6 protein-coding genes are annotated in these 6411 nt (G+C 34.9%); 2 read left to right on the forward strand and 4 right to left on the reverse strand.

The features are described from left to right. Positions 1-55: 55 nt before the first annotated feature. From ACIQ6Z_RS08590 to ACIQ6Z_RS08605, 4 genes are all read right to left on the reverse strand, one after another. Positions 56-1468, reverse strand: coding sequence for a sensor histidine kinase (locus ACIQ6Z_RS08590; protein WP_396210489.1), 1413 nt, complete (start codon positions 1466-1468; stop codon positions 56-58). A gap of 79 nt (positions 1469-1547) precedes the next feature. Further along, positions 1548-2087: a CopD family protein gene (locus ACIQ6Z_RS08595; RefSeq protein ID WP_396210485.1), complete on the reverse strand. Its 540-nt coding sequence runs from the start codon at positions 2085-2087 to the stop codon at positions 1548-1550. Positions 2088-2160: 73 nt separating this feature from the next. After that, entirely contained in the window at positions 2161-3174 is a 1014-nt protein-coding gene (gene hemH / locus ACIQ6Z_RS08600; protein ID WP_396210486.1) for a ferrochelatase, read from the reverse strand. Between the two features lie 103 nt (positions 3175-3277). After that, complete coding sequence (locus ACIQ6Z_RS08605) at positions 3278-4150, reverse strand: helix-turn-helix transcriptional regulator (RefSeq protein ID WP_396210487.1); 873 nt, start codon at positions 4148-4150, stop codon at positions 3278-3280. Between the two features lie 229 nt (positions 4151-4379). Between ACIQ6Z_RS08605 and hemA the strand changes: the two genes are divergently transcribed. Both hemA and hemC read left to right on the forward strand, forming a co-directional pair. Continuing rightward, complete coding sequence (hemA, locus tag ACIQ6Z_RS08610) at positions 4380-5636, forward strand: glutamyl-tRNA reductase (RefSeq protein WP_396210488.1); 1257 nt, start codon at positions 4380-4382, stop codon at positions 5634-5636. Beyond that, positions 5633-6411 (forward strand): hydroxymethylbilane synthase (gene hemC, locus ACIQ6Z_RS08615; protein WP_396210490.1); only part of this gene is annotated, 779 nt, incomplete at its 3' end. The genes hemA and hemC, both read left to right, overlap by 4 nt.

Raw genomic sequence — 6411 nt, forward strand, 5'->3', positions numbered from 1 at the left:
TACTGCAATATGCGCTTGCTTTTCAATTAGAATATGTTCCATTTTAGTGTTTAAATTATTTATTTATGGGAAAAGAAACTAAAAATTCTGTTCCTTGGTTTATTGTAGTATCAAAAGTAATGGTTCCATTGTAATTTTCAATAATATTTTTAATGATGGCTAATCCAAGTCCCATTCCGCTGGATTTAGTGGTAAACTTCGGTTCGAATATTCGTGTGGCATTTTCTTCAGAAATTCCTTTTCCGTTATCTTTCACCGCTATTTTAACTTGTTGATCTTCCCTAAAAACCGTTACAAAAACCAACTTGTTTTCTTGTGTTTCAGGAATCGCTTGAATGGCATTCTTTACCAAATTGGTAACCACTCGGATCAATTGTGTGCGATCTAATTTGGCAATAATTTCGTCTTCAATTGCCGAAAAACGAATGTAATCTTCATTGAAAATTTCCAAAGTCATTTGTACAACCTCAATCACATTTAAGGTCTCGTTCTGTTGGGCTGGCATGGTAGCAAAATTTGAAAATGCATTGGCCACCGAACTCATCGTGTCGATTTGTTGTAAAATGGTTTGGGTGTAATCAGCTAGTTTTTTGGATATATTAGGGTCGTTTGCTTCAAATTTACGTTGGAAATTTTGCACCGTTAATCGCATGGGCGTCAAAGGATTTTTTATCTCATGTGCTACTTGTTTTGCCATTTCACGCCAGGCATGCTCGCGTTCGCTTTGAGCTAAAATAGTGGCGCTTTCTTCTAATTTATCGACCATATTGTTGTACGATTTGATCAACAAATTGATTTCTTTACTTCCGTCTTCTATCACAATCTTTTCATTGCGTTGATCCAGTTGGGTTTTTTGCATTTTATCACTAATGATTTTAAGTGACTTGGTTATATAACTAGACAAGAAGTAAGATAATACTATAGAAATTAAAAACATAAAAGCATATACTTGTCCGAATCGAATGAGGAAATTTTGCACTTCTTTGTTGTAAAAGGCACGATCTTCTTCATAGGGTAAATTCAAAATTCCCAAAGGTTTAAACTTGGTGTCTTTTAAATAGGTATAAGAAGACCGAAATGGCTGTTCGTCAATGGTTGAAAATTCGACATACCTTTTCTCTAATGAAGCTTGTAAAATTTTAAGCGTTGCTTCGTTTATCTTTGGTTTGTCTTTATCAATTTTGAAAATGGCTTTAGAGGAGATCAACAACTTCCCATTTAAATCAAAAATATTAATTTCCATACTATGAATGTCGGCCAATTCAAAGATTTTTTCTTTAAAAATTAAAGGAACATTTTTTGTCGTTAAGGGATATGTTGTTGTTTGCAAGACATAATTGATGTGTTCAGCAATAGCGGTTTCTTTGCGTTCTAATCGATCTTGGTGGTATTCTCTGGCTTCTTTTCGAAATTGATAAATAGATACCGTGGCGATCAATACCGACGCAATGAGTGTCAAGAATATCATGGATAGAAATATTCTTACGCGTAATGAAAGATTTTTTAAATTAAAAATTCTATCCATAATTTGTGTTTAAGCAAAATGCCTATTGCTTTTCTCTAATTCGTTTGTATAGTTTGTATCCAAGCATAATAAGTATCGAAAAAACAACAATACCAATTACTCCAAAAACCCAGTTAATTGCATTTTTTAAAAGTACTAAAAATACGACTGCAAAAAGAATAATTGTAGCGCCTTCGTTCCATAAACGCATAAAATTAGAGGTATATTTTACGTTGTCATTTTGTAATTCGGTATACATTTTATGACATTTAAAATGATATATGAATAACAAAAAAACGAAAACCAACTTTACTTGCATCCAAGGCATTTCTATGAAAGCGGGATTTAAATGCAACAATAAAAGGGCAAAAATAGTAGCTAAAACAGCGCTTGGCCAGGTAATAATGTACCACAAACGATAGGTCATTATTTTGTATTGCTTTTGTAAAATTTCTTTATCTGGCGAAGGTTTATCATTTGCTTCAATTTGATAAACAAACAGACGAACAATGTAAAACAACCCGGCAAACCAGGTGATTACAAAAATTAAATGCAGTGATTTTATGTAGTTGTAAAATTCCATAGAATTAGTTTCAAGTTTTAGGTTTCAAGTTTCAGGTTGATTGCAGTTCTAAGAACTTGAATCCTGAAAGGATTTATTTTTTCCATTCCTTTATCCAATTGGCCACCACTCCACACCATTCGTCTTCATCATTCAAACACGGAACGGCCATAAATTCTTCACCTCCATGGTGTAAAAACTGCTCGTTTGCTTCCATAGCTATTTCTTCCAATGTTTCTAAACAATCGGCAACAAATGCTGGTGTTACAACGGCTAGTTTTTTAATGCCTTGATCGGGCATTTTGTTGATTTCAACATCAGTATATGGTGTTAGCCATTTATCCCCTGCTAAACGCGATTGAAACGTTTGGCTGTATTTTCCTTCCGGAATGCCTAATAATTTAACGACTTGTTTTGTGGTTTCATAGCATTGATGGCGGTAACAAAATTCATGAGCAGGTGATGGCGTGTTACAACAAGAGCCATCTATTTTACAATGCGATTTCGTTACATCTGTTTTGCGAATGTGTCGCTTTGGGATTCCATGATACGAAAATAATAAATGATCATAATCAAATCCTTCCAAATGCTTTTTAATGGAATTTGCCAACGCCTGAATAAAATCGGGTTTGTTATAAAACGCTGGTACGCTAGTAATGGTCATTTCTGGAAAATATTTTTGGCGCAATTCTTCAGCCAAAACCAAAATAGTGGTGGTTGAAGCCATTGCGTGTTGCGGGTATAAGGGCAATAACATCACTTCTGTTACCCCTTGATCTTTCAATTCTTGCAATCCTTTTTGAATGGTCATGGTGCCATAGCGCATGGCCAAGGCTACAGGGACATCTACTAATTGTTGCACTTTTTGGTGCATTTTTTTTGAAATCACAATTAAAGGAGAACCTTCGCTGGTCCAAATTCTAGCATAGGCTTCAGCCGATTTTTTGGGACGGGTTTGCAAAATAATTCCTCTAACTAACAACGCACGTAATAAAAATGGAACGTCTATGACGTATTTATCCATTAAAAATTCATCTAAATACGGCTTAACATCTTTTGCTGTTGGACTTTCAGGGGATCCTAAATTTACTAACAATACTCCTTTCATACGTTCTTTTATTTTTATAAAAGTAATTCATGTATTGAACTTACTCTCTGATTCAAATTATTTTTATTGATGGATTGATATATAAAATCGATACTTTTTGGCATTACACGTTGCTATTCAAATTCATTAAATACTTCTTAGGGGTCGTGCCAAATTTTTTCTTGAAAGCAGCAATAAAATGACTGCCTGTGCTGTAGCCTATTTTTAAACCCACCTCGTTAACATTATAAGAACCACTGTCTAATAATTGACGGGCATAATCCATTTTATAGTCAAAAAGAAAGCCAAAAACCGTATCCCCATAAATTTGTTTAAAACCCATTTTTAGTTTTTTTAAACTCAAGCCCACTTGCTCGGCAAGATTTTCTAATCCGGGGGGTTCGGCCATATTAGCAATCATGATTTCTTTGGCTTTTTTTATTTTTAACACGTTTTCTTCGTCAATTAAAAAAGGGCATTGTTCTGCATTTGGGTCTTCAGAACGGTTAAAAAACAAACTCAACAATTCATATCCCTTGCCTTTGTAATATAAATTTTTAATCGACGGATTCAAATTGTAATGAAACAATTGACTTAAAACTATAGCCATTGACGGACTAATATCGGACTCTTTATAATATTTTTTATCTTTATTCTCATCGCTCAAAAAAGGAACATGTTCTGCATCTGACGAAAACAACCCATGAAATTTTTTAATGGAAATGATTGCCGATATTACCCAAGTATTAGGGGCTAATTCTAAATGTAGCGGCAATTCTTTTTGGGGATTGTAAAACAATAATGCCTTTTCTTCTTTTAAATCCAAAGCATAATTTCCTTGATTGAAGACAAACTTGCCTTTGCCTTTAATCCCAAAATGAAACTGGATAAGACCCTGACTTACAGGCCGTTCAATTTTATAAATTGTGTCGCTTTCATTTTGAAAACGCAACAATATAAAATCATTTTCAATCTTAATTTCCTCTTGTGAACCCATAGCGATGTTTTTTTTAATATCCTTAAAGATACAATTGTGTGTTATTTAGATTTGTTCTATATAAAAACTTTTGAAATACCTTATTTAAATACAAATTTAAAGGAAATAACGCTAAAAATTCAAATATAATTGAAAATATCTTTCAGCGACACAAAAAGTACTTTTAGCGTTACTTTTATCATAGTTATACGCATAATTTTGTAGCTCTTTTTAGGAAAGAGTATACCCTATGGAAAACAATTCATTTGTAAAACAGCCCTCATTTTATGCCGTTGGACTTAGTTATAAAAAAGCTGATGCCGAAATGAGAGGTAGGTTTAGTTTAGATGAAAAGGCCAAAACAAGCCTAATGCTTCAGGCGAAAGCGGATGGATTAGAAAGTTTGGTCGTAACCTCTACTTGTAACCGAACAGAAATTTACGGTTTTGCACAACACCCTTTCCAATTGATCAAATTATTGTGTGAAAACAGCCAAGGCACCGTTGAAGACTTTCAAAAAGTGGCCTTTGTATATAAAAATCAAGAAGCCGTTTCTCACATGTTTCGTGTTGGAACTGGTTTAGACAGTCAAATATTAGGAGATTTTGAAATAATTAGTCAGCTGAAAAGCGCGTTCGTTCAAAGTAAAAACCATGAATTGGCCAATGCTTTTTTAGAACGATTAGTCAATGCGGTCATTCAGGCCAGTAAAAAAATAAAAACTGAAACTGAAATTTCCTCGGGAGCCACTTCGGTCTCATTTGCTGCAGTACGGTATATCTTTAAAAATGTCCCTGACATCAATTCAAAAAACATTTTGCTCTTTGGAACGGGTAAAATTGGCAGAAATACCTGTGAGAATTTAGTAAAACACACCAAACACGAACAAATTACGCTCATCAATAGAACCAAAGATAAAGCAGAAAAAATTGCAAAAAAACTGAACGTAATTGTTAAAGAATATGCCGAATTACAATTGGAGCTTCAAAAAGCAGATGTAGTAGTTGTGGCTACAGGTGCTCAAAACCCAACAATTGATAAGACAATATTGAATCTGAAAAAACCCCTGTTAGTTCTCGATTTATCGATTCCAAAAAATGTCCATGAGAATGTAACCCACATCGAAGGGGTATCCTTAGTACACATGGATCAATTGGCAGAAATGACCGATGAAACCCTGGAAAACAGAAAAAAACACATCCCGGCAGCTGAAGCAATCATTGAAGAGATTAAAGATGAATTCATCGCATGGACCAAACAACGAAAATTTGCCCCTACAATTCATGCCTTAAAAGCAAAATTGAATGCAATTAAAGAAGGAGAACTCAATGTACAACGCAAGAAAATTGCAAATTTTGATGAAGAACAAGCCGAGCTAATTAGCGCTCGCATCATTCAAAAAATAACCAATCATTTTGCAAACCATTTAAAAGAAGACGAAACTGTAGTTGATGAAAGCATTGAATGGATTGAGAAAATTTTCCAATTAGAAACTCTTTCAAAATAATGAGTAAAACCATACGAATAGGAACCCGCGATAGTGAATTGGCTCTTTGGCAGGCACATACCGTTCAAAAAAAATTACACGATTTAGGCTATAAAACAGAAATTGTAGCGGTAAAATCGCAAGGCGACATACTGTTGGACAAACCGCTCTATGAATTAGGAATCACGGGTATTTTTACAAAAACCTTAGACATTGCAATGATTAACGGACAGGTGGATATTGCTGTACACTCTATGAAGGATGTTCCTACTGCGTTGCCACAAGGCATTATTCAAGCGGCTGTTTTAGAACGTGCAAATCCCTATGATATATTAGTATACAAGGAGCATTTGGATTTTTTAAATTCGACAGGTACAATTGCCACAGGAAGTCTTCGCAGAAACGCAGAATGGCTGCATAAATACCCCCAACACGAAGTGGTTAATTTACGTGGCAATGTAAATACCCGGTTGCAAAAGCTTGAAGACAACAACTGGAATGGTGCTGTTTTTGCCGCTGCAGGCTTAGAACGCATCAACTTAATGCCCAAAAATCACAGTACGTTAGAATGGATGATCCCTGCGCCGGCACAAGGTGCAATGGTGGTAGTTGCCATGGAAAATGATGCTTTTACGATCGACGCGGTTTCGCAATTAAATCATATTGAAACTGAAATTTGTACGCACATCGAACGGCAATTTTTAAAAACCTTAGAAGGGGGTTGTACGGCACCAATAGGGGCTTATGCTAAATATGACGAAAATAATGACGAACTAGAATTTAAAGGAGTCTTGCT

The organism is Flavobacterium sp., from assembly GCF_044376915.1.
Lineage (GTDB): Bacteria > Bacteroidota > Bacteroidia > Flavobacteriales > Flavobacteriaceae > Flavobacterium.